This window comes from Paenibacillus sp. FSL R7-0345 (assembly GCF_038595055.1).
Taxonomy (GTDB): domain Bacteria; phylum Bacillota; class Bacilli; order Paenibacillales; family Paenibacillaceae; genus Paenibacillus_AQ.
In genome coordinates, this window is sequence record NZ_CP152002.1 from 5,790,063 (window position 1) to 5,813,441 (window position 23,379).

The following is a 23,379-nucleotide window of genomic DNA, read 5'->3' on the forward strand; positions in this document are numbered from 1 at the left end:
AGCCCCACTAAAATCTGCTGCGCTTCAGCATCTGTGACCCTCCTTTCGTTTCGCCTTTTCTCCCGCCATTCCCGGAATCTGATACGCTACCCGCTTTCATTTTCCCCGTTCTCCCGCCATTGCTTAAACCGCCGGCACTCTGCCGTCTTTATCCCACCTCTCCCTCCGATTCCACAGTAAAAAACAGGCGCAGCCTCACGGCTGCGCCTGCTTTAATAGAAACAAACCCCACTGCAGCTCCTTCGGGCTATAACACCCGCAGGCTGTTTTTCAGCGGTTAATCAAATGCCCGGTGCTCAACCGGCGGTTTGGCCAGCGGGCTGCCGAGGGCAATCCACGATAACACGCCATAGAAATGCGGGGTTTCCCGCAGACGGCTTATAAAGATTACCGCTTCCCCGGCGGCTCTGCTCTTCAGTGAAGCATGGAAGAACGGCTGGTTGGTCATAGCTACAAGTACATAGCCGGTGTGGCCAAAGCCTTCATCAAAGGTTACTGTGACCTCCACGCTCTCGGCATTGCCGTTGAACATGAATGCCGTCATGCCAAACTGCTGCAGGACCTGCCGGTTTCCGGAGCTCTGTACCGGACTGAAGGACAGATGCTCCGCCGAGATTGCACCCTGAGCCAGATGGTCTCCGGTAACGGCACCGGCGGCAATGTGCTGGCTCTGTACGCTTTCTTCCTCCAGGTGCCGGGACTGGACGGCAAAGGAAGCCAGCTTAGCAGCATCCACTGCTTCGTCTGCGATGGCAGAATTGCCAACAGCCTGCTCAGACAGATGCTCTTCCCCGATGCTGCCGGAAGCCAGCTTGACACCGGTGATGCTTCCATCCGGAAGCAGCTCGGCGCTGCGGACTTCTTCCGCCAGATGCGTCAGTTTAATCGTTTCCGGCAGCAGATGCCGCTCCTCCAGAATGCCGTCGGCCAGATGCTCGCCGTACACACTTTCCGGCTGCAGGTGATGGGAATGCACGGCTCCTGCCGCCAGCATTTCAGCATCGATACTGCCGGCGGACAGCACGTCGTTGTTCAGCGTGCCTTCGGCCAGATGCTCAATTGTAATGCTGCCGCTGCGGATATGATGGCCGTCGACTGCATCTGCAGCCAGATGGCCACCGTACACACTGCCCGGAGCCAGCTGGAAGGAGCCGATCGAGCCTTCGGCCAGCTTCGCTGCGCCGATGCTGCCGTCCGGCAGCAGATCTGCGGTCTGCACTTCCTCAGCCAGATGCTTCAGCGTAATGCTGCCGCTGCGGATGTGGCGGCTGTCCACGGCGTCCGATGCCAGGTGACCGCCATAGATACTGCCCGGTGCCAGCTGGAAGGAACCGATTGAGCCCTCAGCAAGCTTTGCTGCACTGATGCTGCCGTCAGGCAGCAGATCCGGCGTCAGCGCTCCTTCAGCCAGATGCTTTAGCGTAATACTGCCGCTGCGGATATGGCGGCCGTCAACGGCCTCTGGAGCCAGATGCCCTCCATATACACTGCCGGCAGCCAGTTTCCGGGAACCAACGCTGCCGTCAGCCAGCTTATCAGCACCGATACTGCCGTCTGGCAGCAGTTCTGCACTGCAGACTTCAGCGGACAGATGCGCCAGCGTGATCTCACCTGCACCAATGTGGCGGCCTTCCACTGCATCGTCTGCCAGCTTGGAACCGCCGATACTGCCGTCAGCCAGCAGTTCTCCGCTGCGGACTTCACCGGACAGATGCGCCAGCGTAATCTCACCTGCACCGATGTGGCGGCCTTCCACTGCATCGTCTGCCAGCTTATCAGCACCGATACTGCCGTCTGGCAGCAGTTCTGCACTGCAGACTTCACCGGACAAATGCGCCAGCGTGATCTCGCCTGCACCAATGTGGCGGCCTTCCACTGCATCGTCTGCCAGCTTGGAACCGCCGATACTGCCGTCTGGCAGCAGTTCCGCGCTGCGGACTTCACCGGACAGATGCGCCAGCGTGATCTCGCCTGCACCGATGTGGCGGCCTTCCACTGCATCATCTGCCAGCTTGGAACCGCCGATGCTGCCATCCGGCAGCCACTTCGCACTGCGGACTTCACCGGACAGATGCGCCAGCGTAATTTTGCCTGCACCAATGTGGTGGCCTTCCACTGCATCGTCTGCCAGCTTGGAACCGCCGATACTGCCGTCTGGCAGCAGTTCCGCGCTGCGGACTTCGCCGGACAGATGCTCCAGCGTGATCTCACCTGCACCAATGTGGCGGCCTTCCACCGCATCATCTGCCAGCTTGGAACCGCTGATGCTGCCATCCGGCAGCCACTTCGCACTGCGGACTTCTGAGGACAGATGCTCAACCGCAATCTCGCCTTCGCCGATATGCCGGCCGGTTACCGCATCATTCACCAGATGGCTGCCGTATACACTGTCCGCCGACAAGTGACGGAAGCTTACAGAATCATCGGCCAGCTTGGAGCCGCTCACACTGCCGTCAGGCAGCAGCTCAGCGGTTCGCGTCCCCTCAGACAGATGTTTTAATGTAATGCTGCCGTTCTTGATGTGGCGGCTGTCTACGGCTTCTTTTACCAGATGGTCGCCATATACACTGCCGGGAGCCAGCTTCAGCGGGCCAATGGTGCCATCCGCAAGCTTTTCGGCGCTGATGCTTCCGTCAGGGAGCCACTGCGCACTGATGATCTCTTCAGCCAGATGATCCAGCGTAATCTGGCTTTCACCGATATGCCTGCTTGTTACCGCATCATCCTTCAGATGGCTGCCGTCTACAATCCCAGGCGACAGATGGCGGGAATCAACTGCTTCATCCGCCAGCTTGCTGCCGCCCACACTGCCGTCAGGCAACAGGTCTGAAGTGTAGACCTCGTCAGCCAAATGCTCCAGCGTTATGCTGCCGCTCTTGATATGACGGCTGTCTACTGCTTCCTCAGTCAGGTGGTTGCCGGATACACTTCCGGAAACCAGATGGGCTGTATCAACGGAGCCTGCTGCCAGCTTAACACCGTCAATGCTGCCGTCAGGCAGCCACTGCGCGCCAAGTACTTCTGCAGCCAGATGCTCCAGTGTAATTTCGCCTTCACGAATATGCCGGCCTGCTACCGCTTGATCCGCCAGATGACTGCTCTCCACACTCTCTGGCGACAGGTGGCGGGAGATCACCGCTTCATCAGTCAGCTTAGAGCTGCTGATGCTGCCATCCTGTATTTGAATAGAAGATACCGAACCCGGGAGAATGTGCCCGTTCCCGACTGACATTGGCCGGATATGGGCTCCGCCGATGCTTCCCGGCGCCAGATGTCTGCCCTGTACGGCGGTATCGCTGATTGCAGCCGGAACGATCGCTCCCGGAGCCAGGTGCTCGGCACTTACCGCCGCAGGCGCCAGCTTGGGAGAGGTCACACTGCTGTCCGCAAGTTTATTAGAGGTAACCGCCAGATCGCTAAGCTTATCGGTCGAAATGCTCTCCGGCGATATTTTTAATGAAGTAACCGCATGATCCGCCAGATGATGCGGCTGCACCGCACCTGCCGCCAGATGGACCTCTTTTACCGAACCCGATGCCAGCTTATCGCCTGTTACTGCCCCGGCCTGCAGCGCGGTATTGCTCACACTGTGCTCACCCAGATGTCTGCGCTCAACTGCTCCGGAAGCCAGATGTTCCGCATCTACTGCCGCGCCCTGCAATACGCGTCCGCCCACACTGGCATCCGCCAGATGCTTCTCCTCCACGGCACAGAAGGCAATATGCTCCCCGCTTACCGCTTCACGGGCAATTGTATTTGCATTCACGGCACCGCCAGCCAGCTTCGCACCGGTCACAGCCCCGTCCGCCAGTTTGGCTGTAGTCACGCTGTGCGGCAGCAGATGCTCTGCCGTGACAGAGTCATGCGCCAGCACTTTGCCGCCTACCGAGCCGGGGGCCAGATGGCTGCCCAGTACAGCGCCAGCCTGCAGCTGCTCCGAACCGACAGCATCAGCCGCCAGATGGGACTGGTCAACTGCTTCGCGCTGCAGATGGCCTGAGGATACAGACTGCATGGCGATCTGCGGGCCGCGGACGGCCGACTTGGCCAGATGGCGGGTGGTTACCGCTTCATCAGCCAGCTTATGTGTCAGAATACTTTGATCGGCGATTTTGGAGGAGGTGACGGCCTGCTCTACAATCTGGGCCGTTCCTACCGCTCCCTCTGCCAGCTTCACAAAGGTTATACTCCGGTCAGCCAGATGATTCCCGCTAATCTCTCCGTCGCTGATATGCGACCCGTTTACACTTTCCGGGCTTAAATGCTGGCTGCGCACCGCCTTCTCCCCAAGCTGCCGTGCCCCGACTGCGCCATCGGCCAGATGCGCACTCTCGATAACAGACGAACCCAGCTGCTCTTTGCCGATCAGCCGGCTGGCCAGCTGCTCACGCCCGATTGCGCCCGGTGCCAGATGCTTTGCCGTAACGGCCCCTTCCTTCAGATGCCGGGTGTCGATGGCACCCTCGGCAATCTTGTCTCCGCTGATTTCGCCATCCGCAATTTTGTCACCGGATACCGCATCATCGGCCAGCTTGGAACGGTCAACCACACCGTTGGCCAAATGGCGGCTGACAATGCTGCTGCTGAGGATTTTCTCGCCGCTTACGGCACCGTCCTCCAGCAGCTCAGAGGTTATCAGCAGCTCACTGAGATGACGTCCGGAAATAGAGCGGTCGGCAATCTGCTCGCCGCCGATGGTCCGGTCAGCCAGCTTTTCGGGGCCGATGCTGCCGTTTTTCAGCTTTTCACCGCCGATGGAGTGATCCAGCAGCTTGCCGCCGCTGATGCTGCCTTCTGCCAAATGCTCGCCTGAAATGGATTCGTGGGCGATTTTGGAAGAGGTCACCGCTTTTTCCGCAATGTTGATGCTCTGTACCGCATAATCCTGCAGCCAGGGTGTACCGATAATGCCGAATTTCAGCTTGGACCCGTCGATTGTGCGGGGGGCGATTTTGGCCCCGGTGACCGCCGCTTCCGAGATGTCATCGGTATACACCTTCTGCAGCCGTTCCTTTTCTGTGAGCATCGGCAGAGCAGGAAGGCTTACCGGGATTTCCGGCTCACTCTTGAGCGGAGCCTCCGCTGCCGGCTGCGGCAGTGGAGCAGGCTTAGCCACAGCAGGTTCAGCAATAATTGCTTCTGCCGGAGCCGGCGGCTCCGCCGTGTTTACCCCGCTGACCAGCAGTGCCTGATCCGGTGTATCCTCCACCGTATCTGTCTCCCAGGTTGATATATCCCCCTGTACTTTTGGACCGCTACGCAGCATGCTCAGTTCTGTTTTATTGGGATTATCCACATAATAAAGACGCCGTTTGGATTGGTTATTCCGGTTCTTTCTGGAGCCCTTCACAAGCAGTCTCCTCCTTCCATCGATTGTTTCTCCCTGGCATCATATGCAGCCGGATAGGCGGATGACACCCTTTTGCAGCAAGCCCGTCATTCTTTGGCATATCAAAAAAAGGGCATCTGCCGCCGCGCATTCGTCCATCCTTAAGCCCCAGTACAAACATACAATGCTAGAGAAGCGGAACCACCGTCGCTACAGAAGATAACGGGAGGAACGATCATGGGGCACAAGCTCGTGGGGATACTGCTAAATGCTGCTATGCACCGGGGCGTTCCCCGGTTAAAAACGGGACAGGAATCGCTGGAAGTCTACGAGGAGGCCGCTGCCGGATATGGAATGGTTCCCTGCTTCCTGCAGCTGTCCGACATTAATATCGAATCCGGGTTCAGCGTGGCTTATGTGAAAGGACGTCAGGGATACCAGAAAACGGTCGTCCCGACGCCGGCTGTCATTCATAACAGGGCCATCTACAGCCCGGACAGCACCGGGATCAACCGCCTGCTGGGGCAGGGTCTCCTGATTTTTAATACATGCAACCGTTACGGAAAAGATCAGATTCACCGTCTGCTGGAGCAAAATGAGGCATTGCGGGGATTTTTGCCCGACTCTGCTACCGGGTTTTCCGGGCTCCGGGACATGGCGGGACGCTATCCCGATCTTATTCTCAAGCCGTGCCGCGGAAGTGTCGGGAAAGGCGTTATGCGCCTGTCGCGAAGCGGCTCCCGGCGCTGGATCTGGACCTATCTTCCTTCCGGTTCCCGCCGCTGGGTAAGCAGAAGCATCAATCCGGAGGCTCTGCCCAGAGCACTGCGGGCTCGCTTCGCCGCCATGCCGTATCTGGTGCAGGAGCGCATTCCGCTCGCTGAAATGGACGGCCGCCCCTTTGATCTGCGGGTCACTGTACAGCGCGGCTGGGGCGGAGACTGGCAGGTAACCGGCATGTTCGCCAAGCTTGCCGCACCGGGCGGCTTCGTCTCCAACATCGCCAGAGGCGGCGAAGCGTTCAGCGCCTCTGCGGTGCTGGAGCAGGTATTCGGCAGTGAGACGGCTGCAAGCATCCGCATGTCCGTCCAGATGCTCAGCCTCTCGATCGCCCGCCAGCTGGAGCGAAGCCTGCCCGGACTGGCCGACGTAGGGCTGGATATCGGCATCACCAAAGACCGGCGCCTCTATTTTATTGAGTGCAACGGGCGCGATCAGCGCTACGGCTTCCAAAAAGCCGGGCTCAGCGACACCTGGAAGGACAGCTACCGCAGGCCGATGGGCTATGCCCGTTTCCTGCTGGATGAACCCTCCAGGTATATCCGTTATTGATTTGTCTCCTATTCTATGTCAATATAATGCAGAGCAGTAACGGTCCCAGAGCACGGGGCCGTTACTCTGCAAGACGGAAGGGAGATAATCATGGTTAAACAATTGCTGCGGCTGATGACCGAGCTGTCCTCGCATAGATGGCTTTCCCGGTTAATGGGCGCTTTTTCCCATAGCAGACTCAGCCGTTTTTTGATCCCAACATTTATTCGGACTTATCATATTCCTGCCGCCGAAGCGGAGAAGCCGTCCGGAGAGTATCACACGCTGAATGAGTTTTTCAGCCGCAGGCTGAAATCGGGCATGCGCCAGATCGCAGACAGTGCGGGCGCCGTTGCAAGTCCCGTAGATGCGCTGATTACAGCGATGGGCGAGATTCATTCCGGAACGATTATGAATGTAAAAGGGCAGGATTACCTGCTGGAAGAGCTGCTTAACCACTCACCGCATCAGGAGCTTTACAAGAAGGGCTATTTTTTCGTCCTGTACCTCAGCCCGACCGATTATCACCGTATTCATTCGCCGCTTACCGGACGCAGGGTTGAGAGCGACTATATCCGCGGACGGGCCTATCCAGTCAACGAATTCGGCATGAGACATATGACAAGCGTGCTGAGCCGCAACGAACGGCTCATTACTTATATTGCCGGAGCAAACGGGGAGGCCGCCGTTATTAAGGTTGGCGCGATGAATGTCAGCAGCATCCGGTATTCGGATGAGCAGGCTGAACAGTGGCTGATCGGCGATGACCTCGCCTATTTTGAATTCGGCTCCACCGTAGTATTACTGCTTGAGAATGGTACCTTCACTCCGCGTCCCGGACTTGCCGAAGGAACCAAGGTCAAGATGGGGGAGCTGCTGGGAACCCAAAGCAAGCCGTAATTGTAAGCTGCAGATACCAAAAAGGGTACTCCATTTGCCGGTTCAGGCAGGGAGTACCCTTTATTATTGATCATGCCGTCAGGCTTGTTACTCTGTTATCTTGCTTGGATTGGCTACATCCCGCGCCTTCTCCTGCACCTCTTCGGGAACCCCGAGATAAAAGCGGCTGACCGGCTTCACGTCATCATCCAGCTTGTAGACAAGCGGAACTCCGGTAGGCACATTCAGTTCCAGCAGGGTCGGCTCATCCAGATCCTCCATGAATTTAATCAATGCCCGCAGCGTATTGCCGTGTGCCGAGATCAGTACCCGCTCCTTCTTGCGGATCAGCGGCACAATCCGGTTATTCCAGAAATCACCGACACGCGCTACCGTATCCTGCAGACTCTCGCCGCGCGGAATATCGCCGGGGCGGACCTCCTTGTAACGGACATCGTTTCTGGCATACCGCGGATCATCCGGCGTGAGCAGCGGCGGGCGGACTGACAGGCTGCGCCGCCAGATATGCAGCTGCTCTTCCCCGTATTTGACGGCCGTTTCGCTTTTGCTCAGCCCCTGCAGCGCACCATAATGCCGCTCATTCAGCTTCCATGACTTCTGCACGGGAATCCACAGCAGGTCCATCTCCTCCAGCACATAGTTCAGCGTCTTGATCGAACGCTTCAGCACCGAAGCAAAAGCCAGATCGAACGAGTAGCCTGCTTCCCTAAGCAGCTTGCCGGCGGCTTTGGCTTCCTGAACCCCTTTTTCCGTCAAATCCGGATCACTCCAGCCCGTAAACAGGTTCTGGCGGTTGTATTCGCTCTCTCCATGCCGTATCAATACGATTTCGTACATACTCTCTCTCTCCTTTACCTTATGCACATTTGCTGTCACTCCAGATTATACGCTGCCCCGGCAGTCTGTGTCCGGCTTCTGTCCGGAAGAAAACGCCCTCTTCTTTACCCTTATACCCCGGCAGGCAGGCGCAGATACACGTGACCGGAAATTCGTCTCCGGCCGCCGGCCGCAGAAATCAAAAAACCGGCTGCCTTCCGGCTCCGGTTCTCTGCTGAATTGCTCTATACTAACATTTTTTAGAAAAAACCTTTAGAACCACTGATCCGTGGCTGCGCTGCTCATCTGTCTCATGCGTCTCCAGCGGCTGCGGCAATAACCGGCACTCCCGCACTTGAGCGCATTATTTGAAATCCGGCGTCCTCTTGTCATACCTGTTTCTCCCTTCAAGCTGCATGTTCTTCTTCTGCTAAACCAGGTTGCAACGTATTTACCCCCGGAGGAAAAAGCTGAAACAAAGCGGCCGGAGCAGAAAAGAAACGCCGGCGGTCAGCGGATTTCAGACGGGCTTTTGCCGGTGTGCTGCTTGAATTGGCGGCTGAAAAAGAAAATATCACGGTATCCCAGCGCATCCGCCACCTCGGTAACATTCATTCCGGCGTACAGCAGCAGATGCTGTGCCCGCTCAATCCGGGCTCTGATGACATAGGACTGCACCGACGTTCCGGTGATCTCCTTGAATTTGATCGAGAAATAGCGCGGCGACAGCCCGGCCCGGGCGGCCAGATCCTCGACCCGGTGCGAGGCACCGGGATGCTGGCTGACATAATTGGCCACCTCGTGGATAATTTCCGTCAGATGGTTGCTGACATGCCGCTCTATCGGCATCATCCGGTCCTCACGCAGCAGGTGAATCATCAGCTGTTTCAGTATCAGCCGGCCTTCCTCCTCTGCGGCAAAGGTATTCACCAGGAACAGCCGAACATACCGGGCCAGCAAATGCTCGAACTCCACCGTTTCACTCAGCTCCCGGTAAGGCTCCGGAATCTCCGATACCGCTTCGGTAACATCAAAGTGTATATATGTAAGCACCAGTGGTTTTTGCGGATTATGTGTCGCATACGTAAAATCGCCCGGCCGGAACAGGAAGCAGCTTCCCTTCCCTACCTGAAAAGGCGTACCGTTGCGCACAACCGTCCCTTCCCCGCTCCAGACATAGAACAAATCATAATTTTGCAGCGGCTTTTCTCTTTTCTGCCACCGCCAGCCCGGTTCACAGACTATCTTCGCCAGGGCCGGCAGAATCACAAAAGAGGACGGCGACGCGTGAAGCATAATATTTCCCTCCTAAACGTTGTTCGTTGTTTCTTGTTACTTTCTAAATGTTTAACAAGTTGGCTGATTGCGAGGCAACCTGTGCGCCCGGCAGAGGTCTATCAGACAAGTGGGTTTTGTCCTCTGACCGGGTAATTTCGGCTCGTGTGAGGGCCGTTAATGGGATTTTTCCCTTTAATCAAACAATTTGAACCCACTATTGGTGCTATTAGTGGGATTTTTCCCTTTAGTCAGACACTTTGGACCCACTATTGATGCGCTCAGTGGGATTTTTCCCTTTAGTCAGTCACGTTGAGCCCACTATTGATGCGATTAGTGGGATTTTTCCCTCTAACTAGTCACTTTGGGCCCGCTAATGGTGCAATTAGTGGGATTTTTCCCTTTAGTCAGACACTTTGAGCCCACTATTGATGCGATTAGTGGGATTTTTCCCTCTAGTCAGTCACGTTGAGCCGACTATTGATGCGATTAGTGGGATTTTTCCCTCTAACTAGTCACTTCGGGCCCGCTAATGGTGCAATTAGTGGGATTTTTCCCTCTAACTAGTCACTTTGGGCCCGCTAATGGTGCAATTAGTGGGATTTTTCCCTTTGCTAGCCTTTTCCAGGGGGCCGGATGGTTGACCAGCTCCTTTGTGACGATTCCGGAAGGAATAGCTTCGGCACCATTACACGGGCTCAATCCGGCAAGCATCCTCATCTTTACCTTAATAATACCTTGTCACGCCCGGTTTTGCACATCCTTCCAGGCCATCTCTAGCCGGATCACTCCCTCCTTCAGTGCTGCGGCATCCAGATGGGAGAATGAAAAACAGGCCGCCGCGCCACCCGGCCCGATCCGGTACAGCGCGGCATCGCGGAAGTCCGCGCCGCGCCGGAGCGCCGCCGCCCGGAAGGCGGCGAATTCCGCGTCTGTGCGCAGCCAGCGCGCATACAGATGCAGGCCGGCGTCTCCCGGCAGCACCTCAAAGACAGATCCGAGCCGCTCAGCCAGCAGCGCCCGGAGAAGCCGCGCACGTTCACCGTAGATGCGCGTCATGCGCCGCAGGTGCCGGCTGTACCCGCCGGTGCTCATAAACCGTGCCAAGGCGCGCTGCTCCAGCTGGCCTGCGGGCAGCGGCTCATACAGCGCCTTGGCTGCGGTCACCGGCGCCACCAGTGAAGGGGGCAGCACGGCAAAGCCTACACGCAGCCCGAAGAACATGCTGTTGGAGAAGGAGCCTACATATACGACCCTCTCCTCCCGGTCAAGTGCCTTGAGCGGCTCAATCGGCCGCCCGCCCCAGCGGAACTCGCTGTCATAATCATCCTCGATGATGACAGCCTCTTGACGCCGGGCCCATTCCAGCAGCCTGCGCCTCCGCTCCAGCGGCAGCACAGCCCCTGTAGGGAACTGGCGGCTTGGCGTGACAAACAGCAGCCCTGCTTCCCAATCCTCCGGGACAAGCCCGCTATCATCCACTCTGCCCAGAAGCAGCTTACCGCCGCCGATCTCCACCGCCCGGCGGATTCCATGATAGCCCGGATCCTCGACTACGGCACAGCTGCCCTGCTCCAGCAGGAGCTGGGTCAGAATGACAATGCCCTGCATGGAGCCGCTGAACAGCACGATCTGCCCGGACTCTGCCCGGATGCCGCGGGTAATCCGCAGATGCGCGGCTATCGCCCGCCGCAGCCCTTCGTCACCCTGCGGCGGACAGTAGCTGTCCAGCAGGCCGCCCTGCTTGCCTCCGGCATAGTTCAGTGCGCTTCGCCATTCCGCGTACGGGAACTGGCCCGGCTGCATGCCGCTGCTGCGGAAGCTGATAAAGCCATCCCCGGCGCGCTCATAGACGGAGAGCTGCTGCTCCATCAGCCGCTTACCCCAGGCGCTGAGCGTGATCGGTACAGCAGGCAGCCGGTTTCCGCTACCCTGTGGACCCACCGATGCAGCTTTTTTACTGATCCCAGCACCACCATCAGTCCCAGGTTTCCCCGCCTCACTCCCGCCAGCATCCCCCAGCGCCGAACCAATACCTTCTCCAAATAAACCTCGAAATGAGCTTTTTCCCTCAAATGCCGCATTATCAGCAGCAGCACCTACCCCAGCCTCACTCCCGCTATCATCTCTCAGCGCAGCACTATCACCAACCCCAGCCTCACTCCCGCCAGCATCCTTTAGCATAGAGCAGCCAGCCTTCCCTTGCCCACGCTCTAACTGCTCCCGGCCTGCCGGCGTTTCTCCGGCAACTTTCTCCCTGCCCTCTCCGCCGAACATACCGGCCGCTGAGACAAAAGTGCCGCGCCCCCGCTCGGTCTGGATGTAGCCGTCCGCCAGCAGCATATCGTACACCTGCGAAGCCGATCCGCGGGACAGCTGGTATAGCTCTGCCAGTTTGCGGGTTGAGGGCAGCCGCGTCCCTCCGGGCAGCGTACCGCCCAGAATCGCCGTGCGGAGCGCATGATATAACGCCAGATATTTGTAGCGGTAGATGTCCAGATACTGTTCATACGGCAGCGTAAAATTCATACATCTCCTTCTTCCTCCAAAGTGGACCATTAAAATTAATGTAAACCGGCACTTTTTTATTGTCAATTTCTGCACTATGCTAATTGAAAATTTGACGGGGCAACTGCACCTACGTGTATCTGCTTCACACCAAAGGAGAGAATGATCAGCCATGCGCAGAAAAGAATTCAAAATCGAACAGGAAGAAGAAATTACAGCCTTTCTCCAGGGAATGAGTTTCGGCTTTCTGGGAACCGCTGATGAACAGGGCTTCCCCCGGGTCACGCCGCTGAATTTTGTATATTCGGAAGGGCATTTCTATTTTCACGGCAGCCACGCCGGCGGCAAAATGGACAGCATCCGCCAGCAGATGCAGGTCTGCTTCACCGTAGCAGATGAATATGCGCTCATCCCGTCCTATTTTAGTGATCCCGAGCTGGCCTGCCCGGCAACGGCCTACTTTAAAAGCGTAACAGCCTACGGACAAGCTGAGATAGTTGAGGACCTCACAGAAAAGGCAGCCGTCTTAACCCTTTTTATGCAAAAGCTCCAGCCAGAGGGTGGCTATCTTCCTATCACGGCTGATGATCCCAAATACCGGCCGCGCCTGAAGGGTGTTGCGGTGGTCCGGATTACTCCTGACGAGCTGACCGCCAAATTCAAATTCGGCCAGAATCTCAAGGAGGACGGGCGTGCAGACGTTATGCGCGGCCTCACAGAGCGCGGTGGAGCCCGGGATGGCGAAACGCTGGAGATGATGCAGAAATTTTGCCCGTATCATCCTTAAAGATATTTTTCGAAAAGTATTCAAAAAACGCGGCTTTCTTCAGTGACGGCGGCAGGCCGCGGTGATATAATGTTAGGCAATGTTAACGTATATATCCCAGAAGAATACCGGAAGGATGAAACGGATGAATCCACTGGCTGGACAATTGAACGACAACATCAAGGCAGGCAATGAACATGTGTACAATATGCTCTCCAATCTTGGCAAGGCAATCTATTTTCCAAAAGAGGGCATTCTGAGCCAATCTGCGGAAGCGACGGCTCATGCGAAGAAATATAACGCTACCATCGGTATTGCAACTGAACACGGCGTGCCAATGCACCTTGCCGTCATTCAGGATAAGCTGTCCGCTTACAATCCCAAAGACCTGTACAGCTATGCCCCTCCTGCCGGCAAACCTGAGCTGCGCACCGTATGGCGGGAGAAAATGCTGCGTGAAAATCCTTCACTCGAAGGCAAATCCTTCGGTAACCCCATTGTGACCAACGCTTTGACCCACGGGCTAAGTATTGTTGCCGATCTGTTCGCCGAAGAAGGCGATGCCATCATTTATCCGGACAAGAACTGGGAGAATTACGAGCTGACCTTCGGCATCCGCCGGCTCAGCCACATCGTCAATTATCCGCTGTTCACTGAAGATATGAAGTTCAACAGCGAAGGCCTGCTTGATGCCCTGCTGGCCCAGAAGGACCGCGGCAAAGCCATCGTACTGCTGAACTTCCCTAATAACCCTACCGGCTATACACCGGGCCTTGAAGAAGGTGAAGCCATCGTTGCCGCTATTCTCCGTGCCGCTGAAGAAGGCATTAATGTAGTCGTGGTCAGCGATGACGCTTATTTCGGACTCTTTTTCGAGAATTCACTCAAGGAATCACTGTTCGGCCGCCTGGCTAACCTGCATCCGCGCGTGCTTGCGGTTAAGGTTGACGGAGCTACCAAGGAGGAGTTTGTCTGGGGCTTCCGCGTTGGCTTTATCACCTACGCTTCGGAGGATAAAGAGCTGCTGGCTGCCCTGGAGCAGAAGACGCTCGGTATTATCCGCGCAACAATTTCCAGCGGTGCCCATCCATCACAGACCTTTGTGCTGGACGCCTTGAAATCGCCGGAGTTCCCGGAGCAGAAGGAAGAAAAGTTCCAGATTATGAAAGGCCGTGCCAATAAAGTGAAGGCGCTGCTCGACAGCGGTAAATACGGTGACGATGTATGGACCTATTATCCGTTCAACTCCGGCTATTTCATGTGTCTGAAGCTGCATACTGTACCGGCTGAAGAGCTGCGTCTCCACCTGATCCATAATTACGGCCTGGGCACCATTGCCCTGGGCGAGACGGATCTGCGCGTTGCTTTCTCCTGTATCGAAGAGGACCAGCTCGAAGAGCTGTTCGACATGGTATACGCCGGCGTCCGCGACCTGGAGCAGGCCAATAAATAAGATCATCTTACACCAGCAGACAGTCCCGGAATGAACGGGGCTGTTTTTTTGTGCGATCTAAGGCTCCGGGTCCGAGCCAAGCACTTGAATCAGCATCTGTGTAAAAGCCCGCTTTGCGGGTTATTTCGCAGGCGCATGGCATTGGCCTATACACGTTGTTCCCTCCGCACATACAATACGGTGTACTCAAGTACAACAACACATTCGAAAGGGGAATGAACATGAGCGAAGAAGTAAGAGGCGGATACGGATACCCTGGGTTCACAAGCACTGGCGCAATTCTGGTTCTCTTCATCCTGCTGGTTATCATCAGCCGTTCACTCTTTGTCTAACCGAAATTTCTTGATATACAGCAAAGAAGCCTTGATGCGGGCGCAAGCCCCCTCAAGGCTTCTTTCTGTTGCCTGATTATCTGGTTATCCGGCAAGCCGGTCTCCATTCTACTATCTGCCTACAGATCATCATCCGGATCAGCCGCTTTACGCTGCATGTACACTTTGAAAAAAAAGGCCAGCAGCGCACCAGCCAGCAAGCTGAGGGTGGCCAGGAACGGCTGTGCAGCCAGCGTGAACAGAAAAGGCCAGCCGAGCAGCGCCGCCGTTACAAGCAGCGTCCGGAAAATGAATTGCGTCGTGCTGTCCGCCCTGCTGCCTGCCGGGAGCGGGTACACCGTCAGCCAGAACGACTCGCTGTGCAGCTTGCGCAGTGCGGACAACTGGATGCCGATGATGAAGAGGAAGAACAGATAGATGCCGGTTCCGGCATAGCTGCTGCGGTTCCATAATACCAGCAGCATACCCAGCACGGCGATCCGCAGCACGATGCCGAAGACATCGCCGCGGGCGAAGCTTTTGGTCAGCAGGAAGCGGTAGGCGCTATCCCGTTTCCAGGCGATGCCGCCGCCCCAGCGGGACAGATAACGCCGGGCGTAGACCCGCTGCTCGCGTCCCGGCACATCCACGAACCAGCCGAGCATCATCAGGGCTCTTGTGCCCTGGTTCTTCTCGGTGGCAATCAGCCGCTCCCAGGGAACGGCATGCCGGTTAGGAACACGGAGCGCCGCGAAATAGGCTGCAGCCAGAATGACGATAAAGATCAGTGCGCGCAGCGGCGGCTGCCACAGCCAGGCTGCTATCATTAATCCGCCAATCGCCCAGCGCAGCAGCTGGTAGCCGGCTGCTGCAGGACGCGACAGCATTGCAATCTCCCTCCACAGCCCGTAGCTGGACAACAGCTTTACTGCAATCAGTACCAGGGCTGTGAGCAGCAGGGATTGGGGCGAAGCGTCCGTGCGTATGTACAGCGGCCATAAAGTGATGAGAATGAAGGCCATGCGCAGGATTTTCCAGACATTCCCGCTAACCCAGGAAGGCGCAAAATACTCCTTCATCCGGTGGCCCTGCGGCAGCAGAAAGATCGTATCCGGACTCTGCAGATAAGTCCGGAAGCTGCTGTGCACCGCTGCAGGCAGCAGGAACACCAGCATGATCCAGCGGATCGGCAGATCGGACGGTGTGTCACGCAGCAGTGCGGTATACCAGGCTGAAAAGGCAATCAGCACCAGCAGCAGAACCATCGCTACACCGCTTCTGATTACATATCCCACATAGGGGATCATGCTGCCCATGAACCGGCTGCGCCGCTGCCGGCGCAGCTCTTTCAAATCCATATCATTTCCCTCCCTGCACCAGTTCGTAGAACAGCTGCTCCAGGTTCAGCCCGTGCAGACCTGCAGCTTCGGTCATCTCTGCCAGTGTCCCCTGGGCAATAACCTTGCCGCGGTGCAGCACGATAAAGCGGTCGCAATAATTCTCAATGGTGGAGAGAATATGCGAGCTGAGCAGAATGGATGCTCCCGATTGCTTCAGCTCCATCATGAAGTCAAGCAGGGAGCGGATGCCAAGCGGATCAAGCCCCAGAAAAGGCTCGTCAATCACATAGAGTGCCGGCCGGGCTACAAAGGCACACATAATCATAACCTTCTGCTTCATCCCCTTGGACAAATGGGAGGACAGTGTATCCATCTTGTCCTCCATATTGAACAGTGCGGCCAGCTGCAGGCTGCGGGTCTCATAATCGCTGCGTTCCACGCCGTAAGCCCTGGCCGTAAATTCAACATGCTCGCGGACCGTCATCTCCTCATACAAAAGAGGCGATTCCGGCACGAACGTCAGTGCGCTGTGATACCCTTCCGGGTCCGCAGCACGGGTCTTGCCCTGAACGGTGATTTCGCCCTTATGCGGCGACATCAGCCCAAGGATGTGCTTCATCGTTGTACTCTTGCCTGCTCCGTTCAGTCCGATCAGCCCGACCATTTCGCCTGGCTGGACCTGCAGGCCGATATCATGCAGCACCGGCTTGTTCAGGCTGTAACCTCCGCTTAATCCCGTAATTTGCAGTACGGGGGCATTATTCATTGACCGTCACCTCCCGTGGTTTTGTTCTTGAGCCACTTTGGCGCTCCTTTGTTCTTTCGGTTCTTCTCGCGTTCCGCATTGCTGCGCGACTTGCCGCCCGAAGCCGGAGCAGAGCCGGCTCCACTGCGTCCGCCTGCGGCCCGGGCGCTCCCGTGCTGCGGCTCGCGGCGCATAGCCGCGCCGGAGCCCTCGCCGTCCGGCCGCGCTGCCGCCGGCCTTGCACCTGGCGCATCCGGCTGCACAGACGCCGTCTGCACCGGCTTGCCGCCGCGCGGAGCTGCGCTCTCCCGGCGCTGGCCTGCATCCCCTTCGCCGCGGCCTAGCGCCGGCTTGCGGACCTCATCCGCCGCCAGCACCTTGCCGGCGGACATCGCCCGCTCCTCGAGCTGGATATTGAGCTCGCGGGCGAACTTGCGCATGATAAACGTCTGCTGCTCGGTAACGATCGTCACCGACAGCCCGCGTTTGCCCATGCGCCCGGTACGGCCGGCCCGGTGCACATAGTGCTCGGCGTCAAAGGCCGGATCGAAGCTGACGACGAGCGTCAGCTCCTCAATGTCCAGACCCCGGGCCGCCACGTCGCTGGCGACCAGCACGCGGAACTTGCCGTCGCGGAATTTCGCCAGCACGTTGCTGCGCGTAACCTTGTCGGCATCACCGTACAGTGCTGCTGCCGTCAAGCCGAGATGGTTCAGCTTGGCCTCAACCTCGGCAATATCCTCCGTCGCGTTGACGAACACAATCGCCCGCTTGGGGTTGTAGTGGCGGATAATACGGCGCAGCATATCCACCTTGTTCCGTTCTTCTGTCACCACATAATGATGCTCCAGTGTCTGGGCAGTCATCACGCCCGGATCAATGCCGATCTCGGCCGGGTTCTTCATTTCCCGCGATGCAAGGGCCTTTGTCTCCGGACCGATGGTCGCAGACAGCATTACCAGCTGGCGCGTGCGCAGCGCGCTGCTGACGATCTTGGCCACCTCTCCGGCTCCGCTGAGCTGGAACATCTGGTCGGCCTCATCGATCACAATGGTGCTGACTTCATGCATTTTCAGCTTGCGCAGGCCAATCAGTTCGCGGATGCGTCCCGGTGTGCCGACGACAAGCTGCGGATGCTCACGCAGCTTGTCGATCTGACGTTTGATTGCCGCTCCGCCGATCAGACCCATCACCTTAATGCCGCGGTGATCGCCGTAGCGCTCCGCCTCGCGCAGAATCTGCATGGCCAGCTCCTGGGTCGGGGCCAGCACCAGCTTTTGCACCACTCTCTGCTCCGGATTTATTCCTTGAAGCAACGGCAGCAGATAGGCCAGCGTCTTGCCTGTTCCTGTCTGGGAAGCGGCCAGTACATCCCTTCCCTCCAGCAGCAGCGGAATCGTCTGCTCCTGAACAGGGGATGGGGCGGTAATGCCGAATTCCGCCAACCGGGCAACAAGGTCCTCCTGAATGCCGATGGCCGCAAAAGAAGCGTTAGTCATAAGTGTATTTCATCCTTTTCGCTTGAGTTAATATCTTCATTATATGCCAAAAAGGCCTCTCCACCAAATGGAAGGCCATTTCCTCATATAAACCGTCTATTTACGGTTCATTGCGTTATAAGTCAGCTTGTCTGCCAGACGGGGGAACAAACCATACAGCCGGATACCGAAGCCGGCAATCCCGGGGAGATCAATCTCTTCCTTGCGCTTCTCCATCAGCTTGACGATTTGAGTTGAGACATGCTGCGGCGTCATCATCATCCGGGCTACATTTTTCTCATAGTTACCGGAAGGATCAGCCGTTTTGAAAAAATCAGTGGCAATCGGTCCCGGATTGACCGCCGACACAGTAATTCCGCTCTTGCGCAGCTCCTGGCGCAGGGCATTGGTAAAGCCCAGCACGGCATGTTTGGTTGCCGTATAGGAAACGGAACGGGCTGTTCCGATTTTGCCGGCCATAGAGGCTACATTGACGATCTGCCCGCTACCCCGCTGCAGCATATGCGGAACAACAGCCTTGGTACAGCGGACAATGCCCATGTAATTGACGTCCATCATATCAGCGAATTCCTGCGGCTCCATCTCGGTGAACCCGGCGAATTTGCCGTATCCGGCGTTGTTCAGCAGAATATCAATTCTGCCGTAAACATCCAGAATTTCAGCGAAAACCCGGTTCACTTCAGACTCATCCGTAACATCGCAGGTGTACAGTCCGTACTGGCCCTGAATTCCGCCTGCCGTCTCTTTCAGCTTCTTCTCCGAGCGGGCCAGCAGCACGGGAACAGCTCCTTTTGTGCTCAGCATCTGGGCCGTAAGGGCCCCGATTCCGCTCGAAGCTCCTGTAATCACAACAATCTTGTCTTTAAGCTGCTGCATGAGTATCTTTCAGCTCCTAAGATCTCCCTAAGAAATCATTACCTGAATATCAAGTTCCCCAATGCCTTCCATAAGCAGCGGGATGCTAAGTGCTTTGCGCGGGAAAACAGCCATGCTCTCCAGCTTCATCAGCTTCGGAGGTGTAATATCAACGGATACCCCTTGATTGGATAGGATCGTACTGGCATTTCCGCTGATCATATTGCCCAGCTCCGAAATTGCACTCTGTCCCATTTCATCCATTTCTGCAATCGGATAGCCGCCCATCATTGCGGATACCATCTTCAGCGCCACATGCTCCTCAAGCCCGAATATAATATCCCCGCTGAGCTGTCCCGTCATCCCGACCTGAATCCATATATGGTTATCGATCAGTTCAATATCCTTGATGCCCAGATTTCCGGTGGATGGCGAGACCTGAACCACCTGCTCAATTACAATGCGTGCAGACTCTAGAAATGGATTGATTACTTCTGCTTTCATGAAAGTGCTGTCCCCCCTCTACCTGGCTTTAGTTGCATACCAAAAGTCCTAAGTAATAATGATTAATTATACTTCATATATCGGCATTATTCACCAAAAATTAATGCTCTTGTCGAAGGAATTCTCAAGATAGTTTTATCCTCCGCATTGCCCTGCCGGATGTAATCTCCTATAATTTAATCAAAAGCCCACACTCCGCGTAAGATAAAGCCTGTTTTAACCATCTATTTTCCTATACAACGTCACAATGTTTATCCTGCGAGCACGCCCGGTTTCCACACTATATACAGATTCAGCTATTCGGCGCACGATTCGGTAGGCAAAAAGGGGGCACATCTATGAACATTAGCCAGTTGGAGACACTGATTACAATCTCCAAGACGATGAGCTTTCGCAAGGCAGGCGAACTGCTTAACCTGACCCAGCCGGCAGTTTCGGCACAGATCAAAAGCCTGGAGGAAGAATTCAAAACACAGCTCGTTGACCGGAACCAGCCGGTTACCTTGACTGACAGGGGCAAAGTATTCCTCTCACATGCAGAGCAGATTGTAAGTATCGTGGAGGAGCTGAAGCAACGGCTCGCCGATCTGGAAGAGAACCCTCAGGGACATATTATTCTCGGCACAACCACTTCCATTGCGATTCAGATTCTGCCGCGCATCCTGTCTTATTTTCAGGACCAGTTCCCGCATATCAAAACCTCGATTTCCTCCATGTCCTCATCGCAGATCTATCAGCAGGTGGAGAACGGGATTGTCGATGTCGGAATCGGTTATCTGATCGGGCAAAATCCGGGGATGACCACTTCGGTGCTGTATTACGACACCTTTGAGCTGGTAGTATCCCCAAGGCATCCGCTGGCCCAGATGAAAACGGCGGGGATCGAAGCGCTCGGCACTACGCCGCTCATTCTGCTCTCTCCAGATACGGTCGGCCGCAGATTTGTCGATGATGTCCTGGCCAGGCACGGTATTCAGCCTCAGGTCATCATGGAGCTGACGAGCAGCGAGGAAGTGAAGCGCATGGTTGAGCTTGATCTGGGCGCAGCCGTTATCTCCAAGCAATCCGTAACGGCCGAGGTCCGCAGCGGTACACTCAAGATTGTCCCGATCATTGAGCTTGAGGTTACCCATCCGGTAGGGGTCATTACCAAGTCAGGCAAATATGTCAACTCCGCCATGCGCCAGTTCCTCAGCGATTTGAAGGGCATGCCGGAGACCCAGTTCATCGGCTCGGAATAACCGGTATGATGTGCTGCTGACGTACACACACTATGGCCAAAGGAGATGTTCACGCATATGAAGTTCGACCTGCACACCCATCATTTCCGCTGCGGCCATGCCGACGGAACCATCAGGGATTATATAGAGGCGGGAATTGCCGCCGGTCTTAGCGTTATAGGCATTTCCGACCATACACCATACTTCGGCCACAAGGCCGAGCAGGCTTTCCCCCATATTGCCATGGCTAAATCGGAAATTGTGAATTATGTAGAGGAAGTGCTGTCCCTGCAAAAAGAATACGCCGGCAAAATCGATGTCCTGCTCGGCATTGAATCCGATTACTTCCCCGAACACGCCGAGCTGTACCGGGCTACGCTGGCTGCCTATCCCTTTGACTATGTAATCGGCTCCGTACATAGCGTGGGCGGTGACAGCATCTTTAACAAGAGCCGCTGGAAAAGGCTTAATCCGCAGCAGATGCAAGCCGTCAAAGCGGATTATTACCGGCTGATCGCCGATTCCGCCCGCAGCGGCATGTTCCAGATTCTCGGCCATATCGATGCGATGAAGGGCAACTATCCACAGTTCTGTGATATCCCGGCTGCCGCCGAGGTAGATGAAGCCTTACGCGTTATCGGTGAATGCGGAACCGCAATCGAGATCAATACCTCCGGCGGCACCAAGCTGTGCGGCGGCTGGTATCCGTCTGATGACATTCTCGAGCGTGCCCTGCACTTCGGTGTGGAAGTCAGCTTCGGTTCCGATGCGCACAAGCCTTCCCGGGTCGCCGACCAGCGGGATGCGGTAGAAGCACGTTTGAAGGACATTGGCTTTAAAGAGTGGGTATACTATAAGCAGCGTGAGCGGGTAACCGTACCTATTGAATAATTCTGAACAAAAAGCACCGCAGAGCAAAGGTCCCGGGAAGCATATCAGCTTACCGGTCTGACCTTTACCGCTGCGGTGCTCTGTTATTATGCAGCTTATCCTTTCTGCAGGCTGCTGCCCGTAAAGCCCTGCTTGGGAAGCGTCCTCCCGGCATCCCCATACTGCGGGTTCAGCGCATAGAAGTGGGCGATAACCGCGCTCCAGTCGCGCTCTGTCTGTCCAACGGACTTCAGATATTCCCGGAATTCCGCATTATACTGCCGGATGCTGCCTTCGAGGTCACGGTTGTAGCGCTCTTCATGATAGACTGCCTCCAGCGGCAGGCGCGGCTTCTTGGGCAGCTCTTCCCCGGGATAACCGATACACAGGCCGACCACCGGGAACACATACTCCGGCAGCTCCAGCAGCTCAATAACCTCCGCGGTATTACGGCGGATGCCGCCGATCGGGATGATGCCAAGCCCGAGCGATTCTGCAGCGGCCACTGCGCTTTCCAGGGCAATCCCTGCATCGACCGCACCAACCAGCAGTGCATCGGCATCCGCCGCTGCCTCAAACGGCTGGCCTTCCAGCTCGCCGGCCAGCTTGGTGCGGTAGAAATCCATACAGAACACCAGGAAGACCGGGGCCTCTGCCACATGCTTCTGATTTCCGCTCAGCGCTGCGAACTTCTCCCTGCGCTCTTTGTTCTGCACGGAAATTATCGTAACCTGCTGTCCGTTAACCCAGGAAGGGGCTGCCTGTGCGGCTTCAATAATCATCCGCAGCTTCTCCGGCTCTACCGGCTTGTCTGCGTATTTCCGGAACGAACGGTGATTGTTTAGGGTGTTCAGCACTTCATTCAATGGTTGATTCCTCCTAAGGCTGTGATGAGCATCTCTCTTAAGGTTTATCATAACCCGGCAGCATCGGCAGCCGCCAGTTTTCCGGCCATAAACACCAGCATCTCATCCCTTTAACTGCATAAGCACAAAAAAATGGACCCGGAGTACCGGGTCCCAACAGCAGTTATATTTTCAAAAGGGGGTCATGTACTTAGTTTAACCGGACACTGTTAGAGTTTGATAACGGCTTTATTTCAATTGTGTAACAATGCTGAACACTTTTATGACATCACCCGAGCCGTCAGCCACCGGCAGAATCCGCTCCGGTGTCAGCCCGTTTTTGAGCATAACCCGCTCGCTTCTAAGGTTGCTGCCCCGGCAGCGGCCCTCCACTTTAAGCAGGCCCAGTTCCCGTACTGCGTAGTCCAGCATCAGCCCGACCGCCTCTGTGGTGAAGCCTGCCCCCCACCAGTCCGGATGGAGCATGTAACCTAACACTGCCTTGCCTTCATGCCGGTTCCAGTTCTGCAGCGACACCGTCCCGATCAGCTCCGGCCCGCCTTTGGCATAGATGCCGGCATGCAGTGCACAGGGATCGTAGGCATGGATCATTCTGTGCGCCAGTTTATCCAGGACCGCCTGCTGTGATCCGGCTCCGCACCGCATCACAATATGCGGCTGAACCTCCGGATGCGAGAGAAGGGTCCTTAGCCTGCCGGCCTCAGCGGGCAGCATCGGCCTCAGTTCAACTGAAGTTCCTTGCCGGGCGGTGAATGATACTGTTTCATGAGTAATCATAAATTCCCCTCTTCTCTGCAGTTAATGGCGGATC

At 56.2% G+C, this 23,379-nt stretch carries 18 protein-coding genes; 7 read left to right on the forward strand and 11 right to left on the reverse strand.

What is annotated here, in order from left to right; genetic code table 11:
- Positions 1-277: 277 nt before the first annotated feature.
- A complete protein-coding gene (locus NST84_RS24995) occupies positions 278-5,350 on the reverse strand; it encodes a WIAG-tail domain (RefSeq protein WP_342562801.1) in 5,073 nt (1,690 codons plus the stop codon).
- A gap of 216 nt (positions 5,351-5,566) precedes the next feature.
- Here NST84_RS24995 and NST84_RS25000 point away from each other — a divergent pair, with 216 nt between their 5' ends.
- Positions 5,567-6,661, forward strand: coding sequence for a YheC/YheD family protein (locus NST84_RS25000; RefSeq protein WP_342562802.1), 1,095 nt, complete (start codon positions 5,567-5,569; stop codon positions 6,659-6,661).
- A 90-nt stretch (positions 6,662-6,751) separates the two neighbouring features.
- On the forward strand, positions 6,752-7,540 hold the full coding sequence (asd, locus tag NST84_RS25005) for an archaetidylserine decarboxylase (protein ID WP_342562803.1): 789 nt from the start codon (positions 6,752-6,754) through the stop codon (positions 7,538-7,540).
- An 87-nt stretch (positions 7,541-7,627) separates the two neighbouring features.
- Here the strand turns inward: asd and gpmA are convergent, their stop codons facing one another.
- The 3 genes from gpmA to NST84_RS25020 all read right to left on the reverse strand — a co-directional run bounded on the left by gpmA (position 7,628) and on the right by NST84_RS25020 (position 12,160).
- Positions 7,628-8,377 carry a 2,3-diphosphoglycerate-dependent phosphoglycerate mutase gene (gene gpmA / locus NST84_RS25010; protein WP_342562804.1) on the reverse strand — a complete coding sequence of 250 codons (750 nt, stop codon included), beginning with the start codon at positions 8,375-8,377 and terminating at the stop codon, positions 7,628-7,630.
- Positions 8,378-8,866: 489 nt separating this feature from the next.
- Complete coding sequence (locus NST84_RS25015; RefSeq protein WP_342562805.1) at positions 8,867-9,652, reverse strand: AraC family transcriptional regulator; 786 nt, start codon at positions 9,650-9,652, stop codon at positions 8,867-8,869.
- Between the two features lie 720 nt (positions 9,653-10,372).
- Positions 10,373-12,160, reverse strand: coding sequence for a PLP-dependent aminotransferase family protein (locus NST84_RS25020; RefSeq protein WP_342562806.1), 1,788 nt, complete (start codon positions 12,158-12,160; stop codon positions 10,373-10,375).
- 151 nt (positions 12,161-12,311) lie between these two features.
- Between NST84_RS25020 and NST84_RS25025 the strand changes: the two genes are divergently transcribed.
- From NST84_RS25025 to NST84_RS25035, 3 genes are all read left to right on the forward strand, one after another.
- A complete protein-coding gene (locus tag NST84_RS25025; RefSeq protein WP_342562807.1) occupies positions 12,312-12,926 on the forward strand; it encodes a pyridoxamine 5'-phosphate oxidase family protein in 615 nt (204 codons plus the stop codon).
- Positions 12,927-13,050: 124 nt separating this feature from the next.
- Complete coding sequence (locus NST84_RS25030; protein WP_342562808.1) at positions 13,051-14,358, forward strand: aminotransferase class I/II-fold pyridoxal phosphate-dependent enzyme; 1,308 nt, start codon at positions 13,051-13,053, stop codon at positions 14,356-14,358.
- Between the two features lie 221 nt (positions 14,359-14,579).
- Positions 14,580-14,690, forward strand: a complete 111-nt coding sequence (locus NST84_RS25035; protein ID WP_020429695.1) for a hypothetical protein — start codon at positions 14,580-14,582, stop codon at positions 14,688-14,690.
- Positions 14,691-14,809: 119 nt separating this feature from the next.
- Here the strand turns inward: NST84_RS25035 and NST84_RS25040 are convergent, their stop codons facing one another.
- The 5 genes from NST84_RS25040 to NST84_RS25060 all read right to left on the reverse strand — a co-directional run bounded on the left by NST84_RS25040 (position 14,810) and on the right by NST84_RS25060 (position 19,612).
- On the reverse strand, positions 14,810-16,027 hold the full coding sequence (locus NST84_RS25040; protein ID WP_342562809.1) for an ABC transporter permease: 1,218 nt from the start codon (positions 16,025-16,027) through the stop codon (positions 14,810-14,812).
- 1 nt (position 16,028) lies between these two features.
- Positions 16,029-16,775, reverse strand: coding sequence for an ABC transporter ATP-binding protein (locus NST84_RS25045; protein ID WP_342562810.1), 747 nt, complete (start codon positions 16,773-16,775; stop codon positions 16,029-16,031).
- Complete coding sequence (locus tag NST84_RS25050) at positions 16,772-18,253, reverse strand: DEAD/DEAH box helicase (protein WP_342562811.1); 1,482 nt, start codon at positions 18,251-18,253, stop codon at positions 16,772-16,774. Before NST84_RS25050 ends, NST84_RS25045 begins: the two co-directional genes overlap by 4 nt.
- A gap of 96 nt (positions 18,254-18,349) precedes the next feature.
- Positions 18,350-19,129 (reverse strand): SDR family oxidoreductase, encoded by a 780-nt coding sequence (locus NST84_RS25055; RefSeq protein ID WP_342562812.1) that lies wholly within the window; start codon positions 19,127-19,129, stop codon positions 18,350-18,352.
- A 27-nt stretch (positions 19,130-19,156) separates the two neighbouring features.
- Entirely contained in the window at positions 19,157-19,612 is a 456-nt protein-coding gene (locus tag NST84_RS25060; RefSeq protein ID WP_039876796.1) for a chemotaxis protein CheX, read from the reverse strand.
- 338 nt (positions 19,613-19,950) lie between these two features.
- Between NST84_RS25060 and NST84_RS25065 the strand changes: the two genes are divergently transcribed.
- Together NST84_RS25065 and NST84_RS25070 are read left to right on the forward strand one after the other, a co-directional pair.
- Entirely contained in the window at positions 19,951-20,853 is a 903-nt protein-coding gene (locus NST84_RS25065; protein ID WP_342562813.1) for a LysR family transcriptional regulator, read from the forward strand.
- A gap of 57 nt (positions 20,854-20,910) precedes the next feature.
- Positions 20,911-21,723, forward strand: coding sequence for a histidinol-phosphatase (locus tag NST84_RS25070; protein WP_342562814.1), 813 nt, complete (start codon positions 20,911-20,913; stop codon positions 21,721-21,723).
- A 95-nt stretch (positions 21,724-21,818) separates the two neighbouring features.
- On the opposite strand, the gene NST84_RS25075 is transcribed toward NST84_RS25070, so the two are convergent.
- A complete protein-coding gene (locus NST84_RS25075) occupies positions 21,819-22,559 on the reverse strand; it encodes an NADPH-dependent oxidoreductase (RefSeq protein WP_342566518.1) in 741 nt (246 codons plus the stop codon).
- 237 nt (positions 22,560-22,796) lie between these two features.
- A complete protein-coding gene (locus NST84_RS25080; RefSeq protein WP_342562815.1) occupies positions 22,797-23,345 on the reverse strand; it encodes a GNAT family N-acetyltransferase in 549 nt (182 codons plus the stop codon).
- Positions 23,346-23,379 lie beyond the last annotated feature (34 nt).